Here is a 19,394-nt window from a genome sequence, read left to right as displayed (position 1 = left end):
AACCCCTTCAATCCTCACCACCAAAGAAGTCGAGATCAATCTTGGAGATCTTGATCACCTCTTTGGTTTGGATGCCCACGCCGTGCTGAATCATCAAGTTGGCGAGCTTGTCCCCATCGACGAGCACAAGGCGTGGATCGCGAATGCTCTCAGCAAAGCGGATGGCATCAGCCGTGAACTTGCTGGTGGTGACAAAAACTCCCTTTCGGCAACCGCCTGAGGTCATGGCTCCAACGAAGGCCTGAACTTTCTCGCTGGAGACGGAGTTCTCCGAATAGCGCTTCGCCTGCATATAGATCTGATCCAGGCCAAGCTTGTCTTCGTTGATCTTGCCGTCGATGCCCCCATCAGGTCCGCGCGGCACCCCTTGCATGGCTTGCCTCGATCCGCCGCCGTAGCCCATCGCTGCCAGCACGTCCAACACCAGACCCTCAAAATCGTGAGGATCCATCTCTTTCATCTGATCCAACAGGTCAGAGACCAACTGTTCTTTGATCTGCTTAACGCCCGCCTCGATCAGATCTTCCGGAGTGCTGTCTTCGGTGTTGAGGTCGCTCGTGCTGTCCGGTGTCGATTGGCTTTTCGCTTGCTTGGCGGCGTGATGCTCTTGCCACTGCTGAAATCCAGTGAGATCAGCCCGTTTGATCGGTCTGCCAAGTTCGAACAATGCATTCGCGTTTGGGCCTAACGCGAAATAACCGCGTTTTGGGCCAATCAGCGCTCCTGCTGTTCGTAGATAGGACGATGCCCAGCCAATCCGGCCCCGGGCGACACTCTTACCATTGCTCTCTTGGCTGATGGCCAATTGCTCATCCGATAAACCGACTCTCTGTACGACTTCATCGATGGCGTCATTCCTCGAGAGCTCACCCTTTTCCTTGAGCACCTCCAGGAGAGGAAGCATGAACTCATGCCACTTGGGAAGATCAGCCATTTAGTCCTCCTTCTCGACCCGAATAAAACTCACCTCGCAACCCTTTGTGAGCCTTGCTTCTTGCAAGTTGGTAGCAGCATTCAAGGCTGAGCTTTCAAACCATTGGAAGATGTCGAGGCCACGATCAAGGCTGATCTTCCAGCCGTGATTGGTGGTGATGCTCCGGGCATGGAAGTTAGGGCTGGCATCGAACTCGAAGCTGAACGGTGTGGCCGTCTCGGCGAAGGAGTCTTTGACCTGGTTGAGGTTCTCCATCTGCCTCTCAAACTTCTCGGGTGCATCGCTGTCAGCTCCAGTCACCAAGTGCACGCTCACTTCATCGCCCTGGGGCGTGAGTTCGTTCACCATGCGTAGGAACTCCACCAGGTTGCGGATTTGATGGAAGGCACGGATGTAGGGGTCTTTGATGATGATGCCGCTGCAACCCTGCACGTAGTCGCCAAAAATGCGGCGATAGCTCCAGCCCTTGCTGTTTTCTGGCACCACGAGGTGATGTTCTTTCAGCTCCGACCCTGCTGAAACGGAAGTTGCTGATGGCTGGGATGCCACTTGCGTGCCTGTAGTTGGTTCAGTGGTTGTCGCCGCTTGTTCGTCAACTGCGGGATCAGAGCCACCGGACGAATCCACAAGCCCAGGCCGGAGGTTGGCGAACTGTGGATACTGCTTCTCTTCTGGCGTTTGCACGCGAACAGCTGCACCACCAGTCAGAGGCTTGTAGTCAAAGTCGTTGGCTTTGAAGGTGGCATCGATGCGCAGGATTTGCTCGCGCACACGCCGCCGGCATTCCATGGCGAACTCCAATAGTTCGCCGATCTCATCGGGTGTGGCTTTGCCATCGGGGTGAATGATCTTCATCAGACCTGAGAAGGTCTTCTCAAAGCCGGTTTGATCACGCGTGGACACTTCCGAGCTGATCTCGAAGTGCTGTTTGTAGAGGCCTGTGAAGTCTTCGGTGCGCAGGTGCTTCAGCACTTCAGCGATGTAGTCGACCACGAAGCCATAGCCGGTGCAGAACAGCTCATGGCGCACTGGTTGCACTTCCCAGCCCGGGTTGAAGGCATGGATGCGATCAAGAAAGGCCGAATCGATGTACTTATCGGGGAGTGGCTCGTAGAAGTGGGAGTGTTTGAGCATGTAGGCCACCGACTTCTGGGTGTTGCCCATGAACACCATGGAGGCTTCTGCTGAGAGCTGCTCAATGCCCCGCGAGAAGGTGCGGTTGGCCATGTAGTTCTTCATGATGTCGACCAACGTCTTGTCGACCTTCTTGTCTTTACCGGCAAACTCGTCAAAGCAGATGCAGTCCCAATAACCCACCAGGCCGATCTTGCCGTTGGCGTTGCTGACAAACAGCTTGGGTGCCGTGACCTCAGAGCCTGAGATCAACATCCCGTGGGGTGAGAACTCGGCGTAGACGTGTGACTTACCGGTGCCTTTGGGGCCGAGCTCCATCAGGTTGTAGTTGCGTTCGCAGAAGGGAATCAGGCGGATCAAGGTGAGCAACTTTCCGCGTCTCGTAAACGGCTCGGGATTGAAGCCAACGCTCTGCATCAGCACGTCCATCCACTCATCGGTGGTGAATTGGGATCGTGCTTCAAGGAAATCCTCGAAGCTGACCCCAGCCACTTGAATCGGCTTGAGACCAGCGATCTGCCAGGGGCTGGCTTTGGGATCCACCGGGAGTTCGTACTCCACATCGGTGATGGCCCAGATGCCACCGACCAGCAGCTTGGGAAAACGTTTGACGTAGGAGTCGTCGATCGGAACCTTCTTGATGCCGAGGTTGGTGAACTCCACCTCGTGGAAGCCTGCCTTCTCGTTGAAGGAGACGGTGAGTTTGTCGATCACCTTGTGGCTGCCCCGATCTTTGATCGTGGATTTCACCAGTTCCGCCTGGTTCCGGTGCACGTAGTGCTTGGCCAGGATGCGGCGCACGGACTCGAGCCCGTCTTGGATCTGCTCAGGGTCGTCGGTGGCGCAGTGCTGGCCGAGCAAGTACTCGAGCACGTAAGTGGGGACCACTGCGTTTTGCTTCAGCTCAGTGGTGAGGTCTTTGCGCACCACCAAGCCAGGGAAGTGCTCCAGGATCTTTTGATCCAGGGGGCTGTGGGCGGCTGGGGTGCTGATGCTCATGGCTTATCCGAAGTCGTCGAAGTCGTTGCCGAAGGGCTGGAGCAGCTTCACCTCCTTCGTTTCAAGGCGAACAGGTGTTTGCACACCCTCCAGCATTTGGTCGATTCTGAGCTCGAGCAGCTGGTTGTTGTAGTTGCCGGCGGCATTGGAGAGTTTGAGGTCGATCAGTTGCTCCCGTTCCCGAGGCTCCACGGCGGTTGAATCCAGCCTCAGCGTGGCTGGTTCACAAAGCAGCTCCTTGTCGTTGGTCTTGGGAACAACGCTGATGCGCAGGGTGATGGGGAGGAAGCGCTTGGCTTCGCAGGGCTCGTCTTGGAAGAGGCTGAATTTGAGCCGCGCTGTGGTGATCTTCTCGGGCACCCGCAATAGCTCCGCCTTCACCTCGCGGCTTTCGTCTTTGCGTTCTTTTTTGAGCGTGATCACCGGCACCACCACTTCTTGCAGTGAGGTGCCGCCGTGCACAAAGCGGTTGCCGGCGCCGGAGCGGGGGAAACGATCCAGGCCCAGGGGGAACACCGCCTGCCAATCGCCCTCCAGCTTCAGCTGCTCTGCGGTGAAAATCTTCTGGCCAGCCGCAGGTTCGATGCCCGAGCCAATGGCAAAACGCTTTTTCTTGATCGTGAGCTCCTCGGCTTGGGGAAAGGCGGAACGGTCGTTGGCATCCACCGGCTCTTGTTGAAACAGAAAACCGTGGTCTGCGGTGATCACGGCTCTATTGCCTTTAAGACTGCTGATCTTGCGCAAGATCTGTTCGAGCTCCGCGAAGCCGTCTTCCACGGCCTTGCAGGTGTCGGCTTCGCTTTCGCGCTTGTCGCCAATGCGATCAATGCGGTTGTGATAGATCACGATCAAGTCGTGGTTCCTGGTGAGCTCAGCGCCGTCTGTGCTCGTGGCGAGGTTGAGGAAGTCTTCGGCTTGGATCGCGATGCCACGCTCCTTGGCGTAGGCCTTGAGGATCTTGTCGCGGTTGTCGGTGCCGCTGGCACTGCTGCCATCCACCGTTACTGGAGCATTGCTATCGGAGGTGTTGATGGCGCGCTTGTTGCCGGGCAGCAGCGCCGCCATGCCCAGTTGGGTGTACGAGGGCAACACGCCCAGAACGGCATCAACCTCGGCTTGCCAACCCTTGCCGGATTGGGCCTGGAGGCGACCGGCAAAATCGCGAGCGGCCTCGTAGCGCAGGGCATCGGAGATCACCACAAACAGGCGTTTGACCTCTCTTGAAGAAAGGGGGGCATGCACATAGCGCATGTGGAATTGCTGCTGAGGCGGCAGGGCTTCGCAACTCCAGCTGCTCATCTCAGTGACCCGATCACTCCAGTGGTTGGTGAGGGGCAGCAGCACATTGTTGACGTACTGGTTCTCCATCCAGCTGCGCAGGGATTGCATCAGTCCGGGCTGGCTGTAGCTGCGCTCGTGAAAGCTGAAACGTCGGTAGGCCTGATCAAGCTTCCACCAGCTGTTGCAGTAGCGCTTAAGCCCTTCATCAATGCTGGGCACCTGCAGATCGGCACTGGCCAGCAGGCTGCGGAACTGCAAGGCCTGCTCGATGGCGCGATAGCCGTGTGCGTGCTGTTCGAACCAACAGGAGCTGCTGCGTTGGCGGATCGTCTCTTGCAGTTCGCCATCGGTGGCTGTGGCGTGGAAGCGCTCCAGCAGGCGGCGAATGCAGAACTGCTCGATCAGTTGGTAGCTGTCGTCATCGCCTGGATCAAAGCCCTGAGGGGGATCCAATAAGAACGCTTCCACCTTCAGTTGATCGGCCAGGTGGTTGCTCCACTGCTCAAAGGCGGAGCGGCTTTTGACGCTGTCTTTCCACCAGCTGAGGAAGACGCGGGCGTGGCTTTCGAGATCGCCTTTGGGTGGGACACAGCTGGCGCTGCTGAACAGGGCAACGGCGAAATCACGCAGGTTGGGGTTGGGGTTGATGTAACCGAACTTGCTGGCGACCGCTGCCCAGAAGTGATCGGTGAGTTGATGCTTGCCGTAGAGCGCTTCGATTGGATCCTCGGCATCGGGATCGGTGGGATCGATCTGAGTGAAGGCGTGCAGCAGAAGTAGATCAATGGAGGCGTCTTGCTTGGCCAAGATCGCCAGCATCTTGAGGCGAAGTGCACGCTCATCGTCGTTCGGCCGCAGGAGCTTTTTGAGCTTGTCTTTGCGAGCCTTGGCCTTGAAAAATTCCTTGTGCTGCTGGGCGAGGTCTTTGAACTCGAGGGTGAGGCCAACGTCTTCTAAATCGAGGGAGGCACGATCGGCGGTGAACTCATGGCCTGCGAGCAGAAGATCGAGCAGCCAGTTGTCCGGCTCCGGTGGCTTGGCACAGGGGAGATAGAGCAGGAAGCGCTGCTCAAGCGGGGCGCGGCTGATCGCCACCTTCACGGAGAACTCATTGCCCTCCACACGCAGCTTTTCGGCCGCTGCGGACTGGTAGTCATCAAACTCCGAAGCCCACTCGCCGTTGGGGTCGTACCAGAGCACGACCCGCTTGCGGGCGAGAGCGGCGTCGAGGCTCTCGTGGATACGGCTGGTGGCGGCCGGGGATGCAGGCATCAGATCAGTTGGCGCTGAAGCTGGCTGGCGGAGGATTGCAGCCCGGTGAACACCGGTTCGGAGACGGTCTGCGGGAATCCAGCAGGTAACTGGGACTGCACGGAACGAATCACAACTGGAGTCTGGGCGATCAGCTCGTGGAGGATGGGTTGGGCATCGCCCAGGCCAAGCCGTTTTGCGGTGAGCAGCATGCGGCGGCTGGTGATCTCCAGAGGCTTGTAATACCTGTTTTTCTCACCAAACCAGGCCATGGCCATCTTGAGTTTTTGTTGTGGCCACTGGCCACTGCGACGTCCGATCACGGGCCAGGCCGAGAGCGCGTCGTAGAGCGGTGTGAGCTGAAAACGGCCGCCTGGATTCAGGAAGAGGCTGAAGTTCTTGGCGTGACCATCAATGGCACGCAACATCCAGAACAACACCTGCGTCTTGAAAAAGGTAGTGAGGTCGCTGCGCTCTGAAGATTGAGCAAGCAGCTCGGCAATGGCCACCATGCCTGGCCCGCCGCTGTTTTCGTATTTGTTGGCGGCTGGTGTGGCTGTGGCCTGGCAGTAGTCCTCTGTGGGCAGGCGCAGCCAGTAGGCGCCACTGGAGTGCAGGCGGCGGTCAAAGCGCTGCACGATCAGGCAGCGCTCGCCGTTGAACCGGGCCATCTCCGTGGAAGCCACGGGTAGTCCGTAGGCCATCAGCAACTTGCTGCAGAGCCACTCGTTCTCCACCGAGGAGCTGAAATCAATCTGCCCCTCGCCGATCACGCCCATCGGCAACTTGAAGAGATGGGTTGTGGGCGTGCTGCCCAGCGGAATACACCATTGGTTGTTGTGCCAGAGGAAGGCGGTTTTCTCCTGGGCACCAGCCACCGAGAGCCGGAGTTCTTCGGACTCAGGGCCCAGGGATCCTGGAGCTGGCGCCACCGTGACGGCGCGCAGGCGCAGGCCGATCTCCTTGTCGCTCAGAGGCTTGGCCTCGATGCGATCGAAGCCGCTGGGCTCCTGGTCTGGCGGCAGCAGTTGCACGGCGCCGGCACAATCGCGGCCAACCGCCGCCAACAGATCGAAGGCACTGGTGCTGGCGGCTTGAAAACGGGTCTGGGCTCTGCGGCGGATGGCGTCGCTGTCGGGGAGGAGGTTGTCAAACCAGCTCTCCACGGCGTTGCCTCTGAGCGTTGTGGCCCCGTAGCCTGCCGGCAACGACAGCGACAACGGCCGGAACTGGCTGGAGTGCAGCCAGGTTTCGTCGTAAGTGAAGGTCTGTGCCCCCCGCGCCGGCAGCATCCAGGTGCCCACCTGTTCACCGTTCATCCATACCGCCAGGGAGCGCGTCCGCGTTGGTCTGCCCATCACCACTCGGCGGCCTTGGTGCTGGTGACCCGGGGCCGCACCACCAATTCGAGGTCGAGCGCGGCCAGGATCAGCAGCAGACGCTCCACGGTGAAGCGCCCCGGTTGCAATTCGAGCTCGGAGAGCCGGTTCTGACTGGTGCCGCCTGCCTTGAGGGCCAGCTCCTGCTGGCTCATCCCCCGCTTCCGCCGGGCTCCCCGCAGCAGCACACCCAACTGGGAAGGGGCCTGGATCACCTGCTCGCCCAAGGCCATGGCTTACGCGGATTCTCGATAAACGCATGTTATCAGGATTCCCGATGAGCGGCTTTTATCGGGAATCCGGTTGAGAAGGGCGAAGCTGCCGAGGTCAGGTATTGGCTCCCTGCAGCCTTCGGCCAATACTTCGATCTGGGCGACGGTCTGGGTGGGGTGGCGGAGCGACAGAAGCGACTCTGCCCCTGACCCTGCCCTTGACTCTGCCCCGTGAGCCTGTCTCTGCCCTAAACCTGAAACGGTTTGCTCAGCCATTTCCTTAATCTCCCTTGGCTGCGAGGCCCGGAATCTTGGCGAGCACCTCTTGAAGCTTGAGGTAGTTCACCTTCACACCATCGTCGAGGACCAATTCGATGCGTTGCTGAGCAAGAGGCAAGAGCGCGTCTTGCTCCCAGGCCTGGCATTCCTTGAGCACTTTGGTGATCTTCTCGGCTTCTTTGCGGGCAGCGGTTTGCTCGCGCTTGGGCAGTGCATCGTTGCTTTGATCGCGCTCAAGCTGCTCTTGCCGGGCTTCTAGCTTTTGCAGGTAAGGCCGGAAGTAGTTGTTCAGCACCTGCAGCAGGGTATCTGGGGTGTAGCGGTGTAGATAAATCAGGCAGGCGAAGCCAGCTTTAGGGCTTTGCACCATCCAATAGATCGGCCGTTTCTTATAAGTCTGTAAGTGATCCTTGTAGAAGTCTTTGCAGAAGTATTTTCGGATGTCTTTGCCGATCGAGTCTTCAATAAAACGAAGATTTTCCGCAACGCTGCTCTCAGGGAAGGTGACCTTTAGGAACTCACGGGTGCGGGCAACGATGTCGTCTTCAAACCATTCGCCTTCAAGCACGGGGATGATGGCATCGGAATCGGGTTGGAACTTAATCTCACTAATTGGCTTCCCGATCTTGGCTTCATAAGCAGCAAGTTGTTCCTCTTGATTTCTGCGTGAATCGGCCAGGATTAAACCTGGATGATCAAGGCTGTAGCGCCCCATCATGCAGCCAGTGGCATACGAGATAAGTTCTGCAATTGAATCGCACTGGAAGCGTTCCCATTTCTCTTCTTCGGTGCCATCGCCACCATAGCGATGGGCAGGATTAACAAATAGCGAGATCTCTTCGATTGGTATGTCAGGATCCAATTCTTCGGACAACCCGTAGGCAGCATTGAAAATCTCATTATTAATCTCTTCTAGATTGTTGACTTCAGATATTGATGCGCGACTTTTTGACACGTATGCCTCGAAAGAGGCTTGTATGTTGTGACAGTCTGCAGAGAGCCCTATCAACGGATTGAACGAGTAATTTATTGATCGCTCCTGCAGGTTCCAGTCGTGTTCGTGGATTTCAACGAGTAGCTCTACGTTTTTGTGAATCAAGTTGCGATCCTTGCAAGATATAAAAGGGATTTCTCTGATGTTTCTTACTTGAAAGTTTAGGGTTGGGTTGCTTATCTGTAGTATGTAGAAAGATGCCTTTGAGTTAAGAAGGCCAAGCGTATAAAGCAGGTCTTTTTCATCGATGAAAAATATGCTTGACCCCCCGACGTCGAATGTTGCGTCAATCGGTAGGATCCTGAAACTAGGAAGGCTAGATGTTATTAGACCCCAAGTAATTCCTCGCCTGAACCAAAGGTATTCAGGAATAATGCGGCATATGCGATCTCTCTTGTAGTGTTCACGCGCGCCTGGGGTCCAGTTGACAACATCTAGCAGGTTGCCACTCCATCTTCTAAACCCTCCGCCTTTCGCATAAAATATCCATTTTTTGTCTTTGCCTATTACTCTTCTTGATAATTCCCAGGAGTACCTTAGGAATCGCTCGTTATCGCCAGTTTTATTTTGACCGTCAGAGATTGTTATCTCTTCAATTGTTCTATTTTTGAATGTTAATCGTAATTTTTCACTCGCCCAGTAAGCTAAAGGGCTTCCGGGTATTTCCTCGAACTCTTCAGATGTTACATCGAAACGTGATGCGGGAGTTCGGGCCAAGAATGTACTTTTTTTGTCTGCTGTCTGAGGTGCGCTGTTGAGATCTATGAAGGCTCCAGGCAAGCTTTCCACATGAGTATTCAGAAGCGTGAATGCACTGGCCTGAGCAATTTTTGAATTCATTGATGGGAAGCTATTGTATCCAATATGCAGCATTGATGCAATTGACTTCTCTCTAAGTATGCTCTTTCTTATTTCCTCGAATGATGACAAAAACATCCAGCTTTGCATGGTTATCATTGAGCAGCTGCCAGTAAGTTTCGTTAACGAGCAGCAACGCTCTATAAAGCATGAATAAAGGTCGCCTTTGCTTCTTCGGTAGTGACTCTTTGCGAATTCTTTTAAATAAGAATTCATTCCGCTGCTCCCCATGTAGGGCGGATTTGCTGCTACTGCTCCGTACTTCTTGGACAAGAGTCTGGACTGCTGTACTAAAGCCCCCAGCAACGCAAGTTTGTTCGATGCAAATAAGTTGTCGCATGGTAACTCACTTAGCTTTTTTAAAGTCTCTAGTTTCTCTCTCAATATCGTCGGAACCTGGATTAACGAACCGAATGTTGTTGCATGCTCAAACAGTTGCTTAAGCTCATTGAGATCCTTAAGCTCTAATCCGTTGGCTGAAAGATCGATCTGCTCAGCAAGACCGATTGTATCGAAATTGGTGCTTTCTTGTAATGCCATCACATTGAGCCTGGTCTCCCGTTCAAAAAGCCTTCGGTCATCAGCGCGCCCCTTCATCATTAGACCGAAGGTCGTCAGCTGTGCCGCACGTTGATCAATGTCAAGCCCAAAAAGGTTATTTTCAAAAATCAGCTTTGGTATCTCCCGCAGTTGATATCCTTGCTCTAAATAGATTGCCTTAAAAATCTCATAGGCTTCCACTAAGATGTGACCCGAGCCACAGGCCGGATCCATCAAGGTGAGTTCTTCTGGATTCAGGCTTTTTGGTGTGATCTCAGCCAGTTTTGCCTTCACCTCATCGGTCTGCTCCGCAGGCTCGATGTAGAACTCCATCTGTTCGCGCAGTGGGCTATCGGGATAGGTGGCCAGCCATTGCGCACCAATGGTGTTTTGCACCATGTACTTCACGATCCAATTGGGCGTGAACAGTTGGGTGGCGGCAGGGATGTCTTCTGACTTGACGACCTTGCCGATGACTTCGTCTTTCTTTTCCGAGATATAAAACTGATAGAGCCAGCCGATGATTTCAACGTTGTCGCAATCGGTATCGGAGATGGAGCTGCGGAAGCTGCCAGCGATGGATCCTTCCGTCAGCAGATCATCGGGGAGCAGGAGTTCGCTGGCGTCATCCAATCCTTCAAACAGATCCGGCAGCAGCTGGTGATAGCTGCGGCAGGCCGCCAGCACCAGTTCCCGGTACACCTCTCCTTGCGCATCCCCGCCGGGGATGGCTGTTGGTATTTGGCCATCGAGCAGTTGATTGAGCCGTTGCTCATTGGTGAAGGCCTGCAGATCTGCCGGCAAGCTGCCTGAGCGCATCAGCTTCAGCAGTTCCGGCTGGGTTTCGCTGCCATCCGCTGGCATCAACACCTTGCACCCGAAGGGGTGCCATCCCTTGGCATCCAAATAACGCAGCGCGCAAAGGCGGTTGAACCAGGTGTAGGCCACCCGCTCCAGCAGTTGTTCGCGGCTTTTCTCCTGCTCCTCTCGCAGTTCAGCAATCTGCTTGGCGTAGGTGCTGAGCGTGTCTGGGGTTTGGCTGTTGAGCAGCAGATCCAACTTGCGGCCCACCGCTTCCATCAGCTGCCGGCGCATGGCTGGAGCGAAGGTTTTTAGAGCAGCGGTGTTAACGGCCATGGGAGTAGTGAAAGCTGAGGGGGGCGAAGGATTAAGGGGCTGGGGTCGGCTTCATGGGCTGTATTGGTTTGCTGCCCGGAGTAGGCCATCTGTGAGATCCCCTAACGATTGCGGGAGATATCCAGCTGCTTCGATTAGCCGTCGGTGTTCACTTGATAAGGATGGTGCGATAGCGACTTTTTCCACTTCCCAGTTTTTAAATCTGGGAAAGGCCTTGAGAAAGCGGGCAATGTGCCCATCAAAACGGCTGAGATCTTTGACAAGTGCATCTTCTGATCGCTTGCAGCTGCCCAACCGGACCCTCTGCGTCGATTCATCGAGGGCCACGAGGTCGATCTCGGTGTCTTTGCTGTCCCACCAACCCTCGATGCGGGAGCTCAGCTCAAAGTCGCCAATGCCGAGTCGGCTGCGTTCCTCATAGAGCTGGCCCACCAGCCGCTCCAGGCCATGGCCTTCCGCTGTCATCAGACGTTGATCAGCCTGCTCTACTAACCCCTTCAGTGGGCGAAAGTTGATAGCGGCTGTGGGCACCGCTAATGCATCCAACCAGCTCCGCAGGAAGTTATCGCGAATGGAGTAGTGCCCTTTTCGAGCTTTGTTGGGCTTGGCGAACACCGGCAACCGTTTATCGATCATTTCGTAGCGTTCCTCAAGTGTCTTGAGGTAGCCGCCCACCTGGGTGCTGCTCTTTGGGGTGACTGAATCGGCATGGGCCTGCAGCTCGGCATGGGTACAACCCGGGTGGCGGGCGACATACTTGAGAACCAGGTCGTACCGGCCCCGTAGCTCACGCAAGAACCAGTTGTCTGCTTCCGTGCGCAGCGGTGAGCTGCTGCTGAAGAACATCCTCTCCAGTAAACGTTGTCGATCTGCGTTCATCACCCCCTGCTCGAAGCAGTCGCGGTAAAACTTCGGCACGCCTTCAAACAGATTCCAGAGAAAAAGCAGGCGCTCCGGGGTGGTATCTGCATGGGCCTGCAGAAGCTCAAGCACTGAGGCAATGTCAAGGTGACCGAGGCTGATGGTGTCAGTGAGGCGTTGATACAGAGGTGCGCTGCGATCTTCCAGCAATGCCTGCATCTCGGTGTGGAGTGAACCCAAAACGATCAATCCACCCGAGACGTCTCGTGACGCCGCCAGGCGATCAACTTCTGATTGCAGTTCCGATGTGAACGGATAGAGAGCTTTGCGGCTGAAGTACTGAAATTCATCGAGCGCAACGATCCAACCTTCTGCGCAGAGTTCACCAATTCGTACGGCCAACGAGCGCAGATCATGCGGTAAGCGTTCGCCAACCCCGAAGTTCTCCATGAAATCGCGTGCCGTACTGACGACACCAGCAGGGTCTGAGTCGGGGATCTGGATGTAGAGCACTCGCTCCCGGTGCTCTGGCTGCAGCAGTTCCTGCACCAGCCTTGTTTTGCCGATGCGACGGCGCCCTGAGATCTGCAGGAAGAACCAGCGTCCTCGGTTGAGGACCTGCGCCAGCTCCGAACGTTCCCGCCTCCTTCCGTAGAAGCCCCATTCCGCCATATCGCTCATTACTTAATTCTTTTTAAGTTAGCTGCCTTGTCCAGTGCTGGCCTTTGTTTTGAGCTCATTAAAGGCTGATCCGGTGCCCCTGATTGAGCTCTGTCTCAGCTGCTGTGCGCAGTGCCTCCAGCCACTGCTGCAGCTCCTGGCTATTGGTGATCTGGCTGAGGTTGCAGGTGGGAGTCAGGCTGGAGGCCGGCACCACCTTGATCGCGGCTTTGTTATCGCCTCCGGCACCACCGCTTGGCACTGTCAGTCGGGCAATGGTTGCCAACTGCTGTGGCTTGTCGCTGTCCCGATAGCGGTTCAAGCGCAACGTCACCGCACTGGGTTTGGTAGCGGTTTGCAGGTCGGCCTTGGCGGCTGCGCAGGCTTGCAACACCTGGCCTTGTTGCTCAGAAGTGAGCGATTGGAAGTCACTCCCCGATTTGATTTGGGTTTCCTGCTGCTCCAGTGAGGCTTCAGCTGCTTCGCGCGCTTCCTTCAGTTGCTCTTGGAGCTGTTGCTCCAGGGCGGTTTGGGCGCTGTTGGCTTTAGGGATCAAGCCGCCGGCATAGGGCGTTGAACTTTCCAGTAACTCGGTGATCGGTTGCAGTTGCTCGGCCGGCAAGCTGCTGAATTCATCGCTGTAGCGCGTCTCAAAGGCTTTCACCGCGTCATAGACCTTTTTCTGGTTGCCCTTGAGAAACTCTTTGAGCGGCGTGAGCAGATCTTCTTCTGCATCCAGCCAGTCGTCTTTGAAGTCGTCGAGGTGGGTGAGCAGATAACTGTTCTCCTTTTCGGCCATCGCTTTGGCCTTCTCCGCCCAAGGCTTCACGGCATCAAGGAAGGGATAGATCTCTGCCTGTGCCGCCATGGTGTTGAGATCTTGTAGTTCATCCTTCATTGCGCAGCGGAAGGCCTCACAGATGCTGCGAGCCTCAGTGCCGCTGCTTTCACTTCCGAAAAGCTCACGGTGGAATTTCCTGAGAGCATTGATCTGGCTCGGGTCGTAGGCCTCCTGCTTGCGGATGGACACGTCACCCAGCCTGCGGCTGTTGCACAGGGATTCGATCACTTCCCGATCGCTAAGCAGCTCTTTCTCCCGCAGTTCCAACTTGTTCAGCCGGTAAAGCCGAGAGATGAAGGTGAGCGTGGCCCACTGGCTCCAGCCGTAGGGACGCTGTTCAAACCTGCGCACCAACGATTCGGCGCTGAGCCGTTCACCACTGTTTTGGTTGCGGAACACCTCGGTGAGAACTGCGTCCTCTGCTTCTGAGAGTTGAATCGCTGACCCTTCGAGCAGATCGTCTTGGTCTTCAATCACCTTGCTGATGGTGCTTTCGTTGAAGACCCCGCGGATCATCTTCAGGTTCGGATAGGCCGAGCGAATCAGCTCTTGGTAGGCCTTGCCAAAGCGTGTTTTGGGTTCTCCCTCGCCAACGGAGAGGGTTTGCCCGTTCACAATCAATTGGGCAGTGCGTAATTGCTCTTTGACGATGCCTTCAAGTGCACTGCGCCGCTCAGTGTTCTGCCGGCCACGGGCAGCCAGGATTGATTCCAGCAATTCATCGTCGCTTCCGCTGTTCTTTTTGATGTAGAGATCAGTTTTGAGATAGCTGCGCAGTTGATTGAGCAAGCTGTCTTGATCGGGCAGGATCGCCATCAGTTCCACCCCGCCCATGTTGTTGCCGACAAGCACCGCGTCGTTGCCGTAATTGCTGTGCTCAGGAGTAATCAGATTGATGGCAATAGCGGCATCTTTGCGTGACACCAAACCGTCATCAATTTTGTGGGCGATGGCGTAGTCGTTGTTGTTGTCTTGAAAGCGCACCTTGCCCGTCGAGCCAAGCACGTCGTCAAAGACGATCCCGTGCAATTGCTTCAGCACCTGGGAGTCGCCCACCTCAACGCGTTTGATCTCTTGCTCCACATCTTTTTCCTTATCGGTGAGGAACTCGTAGACCTCGCCGTTGCGTTGCAGATAGCTCTGGCGTTCCAGGTTGATCAGCGCATCCTTGATCCCTTGCTCATGGCTGCGGATGTCGAAGTTGGGCTGATTGATCAGCAGGATGGCGATGTTGCGTGCCGTGCTTTTGAACTGTGGAACCCACTTGAGCAGGAACAGGGCTTTGAGGATGCGCAGCTCCAGATCGGAGACCTGGTTCTGGGCGGTCGCCATCGTTTGCTTTTTGTCGGCGCGCATCACCCCGCTGATGCCGTCGTAGAGCTGATCGAAGCTGGCCAACTGCCCCACCGGCAGTTCCTTGATCGCCTTGGCCACGTCTTGGAACACCGCGAGCATCGAGCGTTCGCCGACGGATTGGCTTCGGCCTTCAAAAATGCTGTGGGACGCCAGGCTCTGGATCGATTCCTGGAAGAGAGCCAGTTGGTAGGGATGGAAGGGGTAGAGCCCGCAGAAGCTTTGGCAATCACTCCAGCCCTTCAGTTGGCGTGAGTCGTCGCTGAAGCGGAACAGGGTTTTGAAGTTCTCCTGCTCGCGCTCGTAGATCTCAATCAGTTGCTCAGGCTCGTCGGGTGTTTTCGCGAGCAGCCGCCGTTGGATCACCTCTTGTACATCAGCGCTGGCCAGCGAAAGCTTGGTTTTGAAGCGGCCCTGGATCTTGCTGAGGTCGTCAGCCTGCTCAAACTTCACCTGTCCGAGCACCCCTTCCAGATCGGCCTGGGAGGTGATGAACACCGTGGCCCTGCCGTTGGTGGCGGTGGCCAGGCTTTCCACAACGGTTTGCAGGTTGAGCAGGCGGCTGCGTTCCTGACCGATGAACTGGCCGGCCTCATCCACAAAGAAGTTGAGCCGGAAGCCTGGTTCCTGCTGATCGAGGTACTCCCGCACTCGCTTGGCAAAGCCTTCAATTGAAAGGCGGTAGTTCTTTTTGGCGTCGTTGATCACCGTGATCGCGTCGTCGTCGCTGCCGCCGAAGTGCTCGGCATAGGCCTTGGCGAACTTGCGCTTGGTCACCGTGGCGACGGCATCACGGTCTTCACTCCACTGGCGGTTATTGACTTGTGCGTAGGTTTGCTGGAACGGCTCGAACTCGCCCCGGGTGGCCATGTCGTGCTCGAGCTGCGCCACATAGCCCTGGTTGCCGTAATAGCCCTGCAGCTCATTCAGCACCTTCATGAACACCTCCAGCACGGGGGCTTCGTGGGTGCCACCGATGCCGTCGTACTTCTGATCGATGTTGAACAGCAGGCTGCGCGATGGAATCGCGGTGGCTTTCTTCAGATCCGCGCGCAGGATTTCGTCGTCAACCTTGGGCAGCAGGATCTCTGCAGGCCGTTGGTCTTCCACCTGCTTCTCGCTGTCGAGCATCAGCGAGAGCATCTTCAGCAGGTGTGATTTGCCGGAGCCAAAGAAGCCTGAAATCCACACACCATTGGCGGTGGGGTTGTGCAGGTAGGCCTCGCTGAACACATTCAGCCCCTTCGCTACCTCACGGGTGATGACGTATTCATCCAGCTCAATCTTCAGATTGCGAATGTCATCGGCCTTGATCACGCCATCAATCGGACGATCAACCGGTTTGTCGAACAGCTCTTGGATGGTTGTTGCGGTCATGGGTTTTGGCTGCCGAAGTAGTCGAGGTTGGTGGCGCGGTAGTGGGGGTTTTCGATCTTGCTGGCGGTACTGGTGCCAAACAGCCGCAGGTAAGAACCGCCATCGGCGTCTTGTTTGTATTCGCCGGGGAAGAAGATCACCACCGGGTGGCGCACCATCGCCGGTTGCAGCGCCTCAAGGATGGTGTGGGTGCGCAGGAAGGGATAGACCCGGCCTGATCCCGTGATCAGGCTCACTTGGCTGTCGTCTCCCAGGGCCTCCATCAACTTCGGCACCAGGGCGCTGGTGGGCTCAGCGACGTTTTGCAGGGTGTCGAACAGATCACTTTTGCTCCAGTCGCGCTCTTCCTCCAACACCACATCGAGATAGCCCTTGGCGTCGAGCAACTCCATCACCAGCTCAAACAGATCCACGTGCTTCACCCGGATGCCCTGTTGGCGCAGCACCTGCTCCGTGCCATCCACCACCCGCCGAAGCTCGTCGTCGTCGGCGGGGTTGTAGGTCTGAATGAAGATCGGCACTTCCTTAGCGACGCCGCGCATCTCCAGGAATTCGGGCCGCAGCAAGATGTCTTGCAGGCGTTGATCGAGGCCTTTGACGCTGCTGCTCATGGCGTTGCCCTCCGCTGCTTTGGCTTCAACAGAAACCCGGCCCGCAGATCGGGGTCTTCACCAATCAAAGCGAGACTTTGTGGGCTGAGGCTTGGGCGTTGCACTGTGCCGAGTTGGCCGGAGTGGTTGGCTTTGCCCTCCAGCAAACCTGCTTCGCGCAGCATCGATAGAACAGTGGAGCGCACCTTCTTCTGGGAGCTCACCGACAGGGCCTGAAGCTCTGGATGCAGCTGCTCGGCAGCCTCATAAAAGCCAGTCATGTCAGACCGTCTGAGCTGCTGATCACTTCCTTGCAGTTTGTTCAACAACAGATCCCGCGTCAGCTCCACGGTGAGCTGAATGCGCTTCAGCACGGCCAGCCACGCCATGGCCAGGCGGTCATCGCTGGATCCTTCGGCCAAGAGCGTGAGTTGGTCGGAGTTGAGCAGTTGCAGCCTCTGGCGCAATTCGGTCTCAAGCCTTCTGGCGCTGGCGAGCGAGCGGGTTTGCAGTGCATTGCGTTCCAGCACCAGGGCACGCGTTTCTTTCCAATTGCCGGTTTCGCCATGGGTGCGGGCGATCACTGCTGCCAACTCAGGCTTCAGACCAGCGGCGGTGAAGCTCAGGCAATACCTCCCTGCCTCACGCACCGCCTTCGCCATTGCCCTCCTCACCCCCAACGGTGCCCAGCTTGGCAGTGGTGGATGGAGGTGAACCACACTTGGTTCCAGTGATGCAGTCGCTTTTCACAGTTTTGGATGAAGCGGTGCCCCGTTCTGCATCTTTTGAATGGAAGAGATGACCTTCTCGGAGGTCGAGCGAACGTGCTCACTCGTCCTCGAGTTCTTGATGATTTGACACCAGGCGAGCACAGGCTCAGCTTCAACCATGTGCTCCCCTCGTTACAGATCAGAAGCGATAGCGAGCCCCCAGACGTGCCCCCCAGCTGCTGAGCGGGTCATACGACACACCATCAACTGCGAAACCAGCAGTGCCTTGATAAGTCGCCTCAACAAAAACATCTGTCTTTTTGCTGGCCAGATAGCTGATTCCCAGCTTCCCTTGATAACCAAAAACACCCTGATTCCCAGCACTCTGCTTCACATTGGTTCCCAAAGCGGAGACGCTGTAGCTTCCCCAGGAAACATTTGTATAACCAATACCGCCTCCTAGATAGGGGGAGACGCGGCCTTTGGTGGGAATGTCGACATAGGTGGATACCATCACGGAATTGGTATTCACATCGCCGCTACTGACGGATGATGTGATTTCCTGGCCTAGAGCTTTAACCTTCAGACGATCGAGTGATGCATTGTTGTAAAGATAAGTGAGCTCTGTCCTTACATTACCGAAGTCATATCCGGCACCAACTTCTCCGGCGAAGCCGACACCCAGGCTGTATTGACCCTTCACATCAATATCCAATACTGTGCTTTTGCCGGTGACATCCTGAGGCCATGCAGCCCCGACTCCGGCCGTGACATAAAAGCCTTTGTCCTGCTCCGCTTGAGCAGGTTGCTCTTCTGCTTCTTGCGCATGGGCCATCGGCATTGCAGCGCAAAAGAGCATTGCTCCGGCGAGAGATGATCTCTGCAGAAGCTGGACAACAGAAGTCATGGCCGGAATTGTTCAATCACAACCAGCTCATCAAAAACCAGGGCCACGTACCACAGTGCATGGATCGATCGCTTAATTGCCCCTGGATTTTCTGGATGCTGATTCAGAATCTGCATCAAATTCTTGTTGTTGGCCGCTGAGTTGATTGCGCAGCTCCTCCAGTTGGGGATGGCTTCGCCAAACCGTTTCGAGTGCGACAAGCCAGACCTGGTCTTGAACGGGTTTGGGCCATGGCCGCCAGTACCAACTGTTTAGGGCACGCTCAAGCTGAGCAGCCCACGCAGCGGTGGCTGCAACGGGAACCTGCACGTCCTCTAGCCACTTCGCCCAGCTGCCGGCAGCGTGGCAGCTTTTTGGGGCGTAACGGCATCGCCATTGCGTCTGCCGCACCATGGCACCAAGACCTGGCGCGAGGCTGTCTGTTGGAACAGCAATGGGGCTCCAACGATGAAGGACGTCTGGCTGGGTTGGCGGACAGAGCAACCCCATTGCCGATGACCCCACTGGCAGCAAGGCAAAAGCGCCCCATACCGTGATCGGTGGATCTGATGGCAAGGGTTCTGGGCAGATCAGCTCGAGATCGAAACCACTGATCAGCACCAGGTCGAGAACATGGGCCTGCAGCAGGATCCGCCAGCTCATGTCATGGCGTAACTGAACAGGATTTCTGACAACAGTGTTGAAGGCCGGCAGGACTGCCTCAACCCAGGGGCAACTGCCCAGTCGCCAGGCTCCCGCCATCAAGCGGTGATGTTGCGCGGCTTGGCGGAGTAACTGCAGACAGGCACTGGATCCATGGCGCAGGGCCCCGGGATCGCGGTTGCCTGTGGATGACACCAAGCCCAGATCATGAATCAGCCGCCTGCTATGGCGGCTCACGGTTGGCTGTGAGAGGTGCAGCGCCTCGGCAGCAGCCAAGGTGCTGCCGGCCAATTCCACAAAGTCGAGAATTTGAATCGGGCGCAACACGTCGGGAACGCGATAAGTGGCCTGAGATCGGCCCATGAATGAACAGCACACCTGGATGCGATCAGGTTTTCCCGCGAAGCCCCGAAACGGGCCATTGTTCGTGCGAAAGAGTGGAAAGCGATCTGAGC

12 protein-coding genes are annotated in these 19,394 nt (G+C 56.3%); all 12 read right to left on the bottom strand.

Translation table 11 applies throughout. The features are described from left to right. Positions 1–7: 7 nt before the first annotated feature. The 12 genes from SynA1544_RS11250 to SynA1544_RS11195 all read right to left on the bottom strand — a co-directional run bounded on the left by SynA1544_RS11250 (position 8) and on the right by SynA1544_RS11195 (position 19,302). On the bottom strand, positions 8–934 hold the full coding sequence (locus tag SynA1544_RS11250) for a restriction endonuclease (protein WP_186513702.1): 927 nt from the start codon (positions 932–934) through the stop codon (positions 8–10). Then, a complete protein-coding gene (gene brxL, locus SynA1544_RS11245; RefSeq protein WP_186513695.1) occupies positions 935–3,067 on the bottom strand; it encodes a BREX system Lon protease-like protein BrxL in 2,133 nt (710 codons plus the stop codon). 3 nt (positions 3,068–3,070) lie between these two features. After that, positions 3,071–5,620 carry a BREX-1 system phosphatase PglZ type A gene (gene pglZ, locus SynA1544_RS11240; RefSeq protein ID WP_186513693.1) on the bottom strand — a complete coding sequence of 850 codons (2,550 nt, stop codon included), beginning with the start codon at positions 5,618–5,620 and terminating at the stop codon, positions 3,071–3,073. Further along, positions 5,620–6,957, bottom strand: coding sequence for a type II toxin-antitoxin system HipA family toxin (locus SynA1544_RS11235; RefSeq protein WP_186513684.1), 1,338 nt, complete (start codon positions 6,955–6,957; stop codon positions 5,620–5,622). Before SynA1544_RS11235 ends, pglZ begins: the two co-directional genes overlap by 1 nt. Next, positions 6,957–7,211, bottom strand: a complete 255-nt coding sequence (locus SynA1544_RS11230) for a helix-turn-helix transcriptional regulator (protein WP_186513682.1) — start codon at positions 7,209–7,211, stop codon at positions 6,957–6,959. The genes SynA1544_RS11235 and SynA1544_RS11230 overlap by 1 nt, the downstream gene beginning before the upstream one ends. 259 nt (positions 7,212–7,470) lie before the next feature. Continuing rightward, on the bottom strand, positions 7,471–10,998 hold the full coding sequence (gene pglX / locus SynA1544_RS11225; protein ID WP_186513680.1) for a BREX-1 system adenine-specific DNA-methyltransferase PglX: 3,528 nt from the start codon (positions 10,996–10,998) through the stop codon (positions 7,471–7,473). A gap of 51 nt (positions 10,999–11,049) precedes the next feature. Then, positions 11,050–12,531 (bottom strand): DUF234 domain-containing protein, encoded by a 1,482-nt coding sequence (locus tag SynA1544_RS11220; RefSeq protein ID WP_222930153.1) that lies wholly within the window; start codon positions 12,529–12,531, stop codon positions 11,050–11,052. Positions 12,532–12,598: 67 nt separating this feature from the next. Further along, a complete protein-coding gene (brxC, locus tag SynA1544_RS11215) occupies positions 12,599–16,090 on the bottom strand; it encodes a BREX system P-loop protein BrxC (RefSeq protein ID WP_186513675.1) in 3,492 nt (1,163 codons plus the stop codon). Continuing rightward, complete coding sequence (locus SynA1544_RS11210) at positions 16,087–16,701, bottom strand: DUF1788 domain-containing protein (protein ID WP_186513666.1); 615 nt, start codon at positions 16,699–16,701, stop codon at positions 16,087–16,089. The genes brxC and SynA1544_RS11210 overlap by 4 nt, the downstream gene beginning before the upstream one ends. After that, positions 16,698–17,342, bottom strand: coding sequence for a BrxA family protein (locus SynA1544_RS11205; RefSeq protein ID WP_186513665.1), 645 nt, complete (start codon positions 17,340–17,342; stop codon positions 16,698–16,700). The genes SynA1544_RS11210 and SynA1544_RS11205 overlap by 4 nt, the downstream gene beginning before the upstream one ends. Positions 17,343–17,589: 247 nt before the next feature. Next, positions 17,590–18,297, bottom strand: a complete 708-nt coding sequence (locus tag SynA1544_RS11200) for an outer membrane protein (protein WP_186513664.1) — start codon at positions 18,295–18,297, stop codon at positions 17,590–17,592. A 72-nt stretch (positions 18,298–18,369) separates the two neighbouring features. Next, positions 18,370–19,302 (bottom strand): hypothetical protein, encoded by a 933-nt coding sequence (locus SynA1544_RS11195; RefSeq protein ID WP_186513663.1) that lies wholly within the window; start codon positions 19,300–19,302, stop codon positions 18,370–18,372. Positions 19,303–19,394 lie beyond the last annotated feature (92 nt).

This window comes from Synechococcus sp. A15-44 (genome assembly GCF_014280115.1).
In the GTDB taxonomy this organism is placed as follows: domain Bacteria; phylum Cyanobacteriota; class Cyanobacteriia; order PCC-6307; family Cyanobiaceae; genus Parasynechococcus.
This window is presented reverse-complemented; position numbering and strand designations above follow the sequence as displayed.

What these genes read in the sequence shown, in the direction of transcription:
- SynA1544_RS11250 (WP_186513702.1), bottom strand. Translation starts at nt 934, where the DNA reads ATGGCTGATCTTCCCAAGTGGCATGAGTTCATGCTTCCTCTCCTGGAG.
- brxL (WP_186513695.1), bottom strand. Translation starts at nt 3,067, where the DNA reads ATGAGCATCAGCACCCCAGCCGCCCACAGCCCCCTGGATCAAAAGATC.
- pglZ (WP_186513693.1), bottom strand. Translation starts at nt 5,620, where the DNA reads ATGCCTGCATCCCCGGCCGCCACCAGCCGTATCCACGAGAGCCTCGAC.
- SynA1544_RS11235 (WP_186513684.1), bottom strand. Translation starts at nt 6,957, where the DNA reads ATGGGCAGACCAACGCGGACGCGCTCCCTGGCGGTATGGATGAACGGT.
- SynA1544_RS11230 (WP_186513682.1), bottom strand. Translation starts at nt 7,211, where the DNA reads ATGGCCTTGGGCGAGCAGGTGATCCAGGCCCCTTCCCAGTTGGGTGTG.
- pglX (WP_186513680.1), bottom strand. Translation starts at nt 10,998, where the DNA reads ATGGCCGTTAACACCGCTGCTCTAAAAACCTTCGCTCCAGCCATGCGC.
- SynA1544_RS11220 (WP_222930153.1), bottom strand. Translation starts at nt 12,531, where the DNA reads ATGGCGGAATGGGGCTTCTACGGAAGGAGGCGGGAACGTTCGGAGCTG.
- brxC (WP_186513675.1), bottom strand. Translation starts at nt 16,090, where the DNA reads ATGACCGCAACAACCATCCAAGAGCTGTTCGACAAACCGGTTGATCGT.
- SynA1544_RS11210 (WP_186513666.1), bottom strand. Translation starts at nt 16,701, where the DNA reads ATGAGCAGCAGCGTCAAAGGCCTCGATCAACGCCTGCAAGACATCTTG.
- SynA1544_RS11205 (WP_186513665.1), bottom strand. Translation starts at nt 17,342, where the DNA reads ATGGCGAAGGCGGTGCGTGAGGCAGGGAGGTATTGCCTGAGCTTCACC.
- SynA1544_RS11200 (WP_186513664.1), bottom strand. Translation starts at nt 18,297, where the DNA reads ATGACTTCTGTTGTCCAGCTTCTGCAGAGATCATCTCTCGCCGGAGCA.
- SynA1544_RS11195 (WP_186513663.1), bottom strand. Translation starts at nt 19,302, where the DNA reads ATGGGCCGATCTCAGGCCACTTATCGCGTTCCCGACGTGTTGCGCCCG.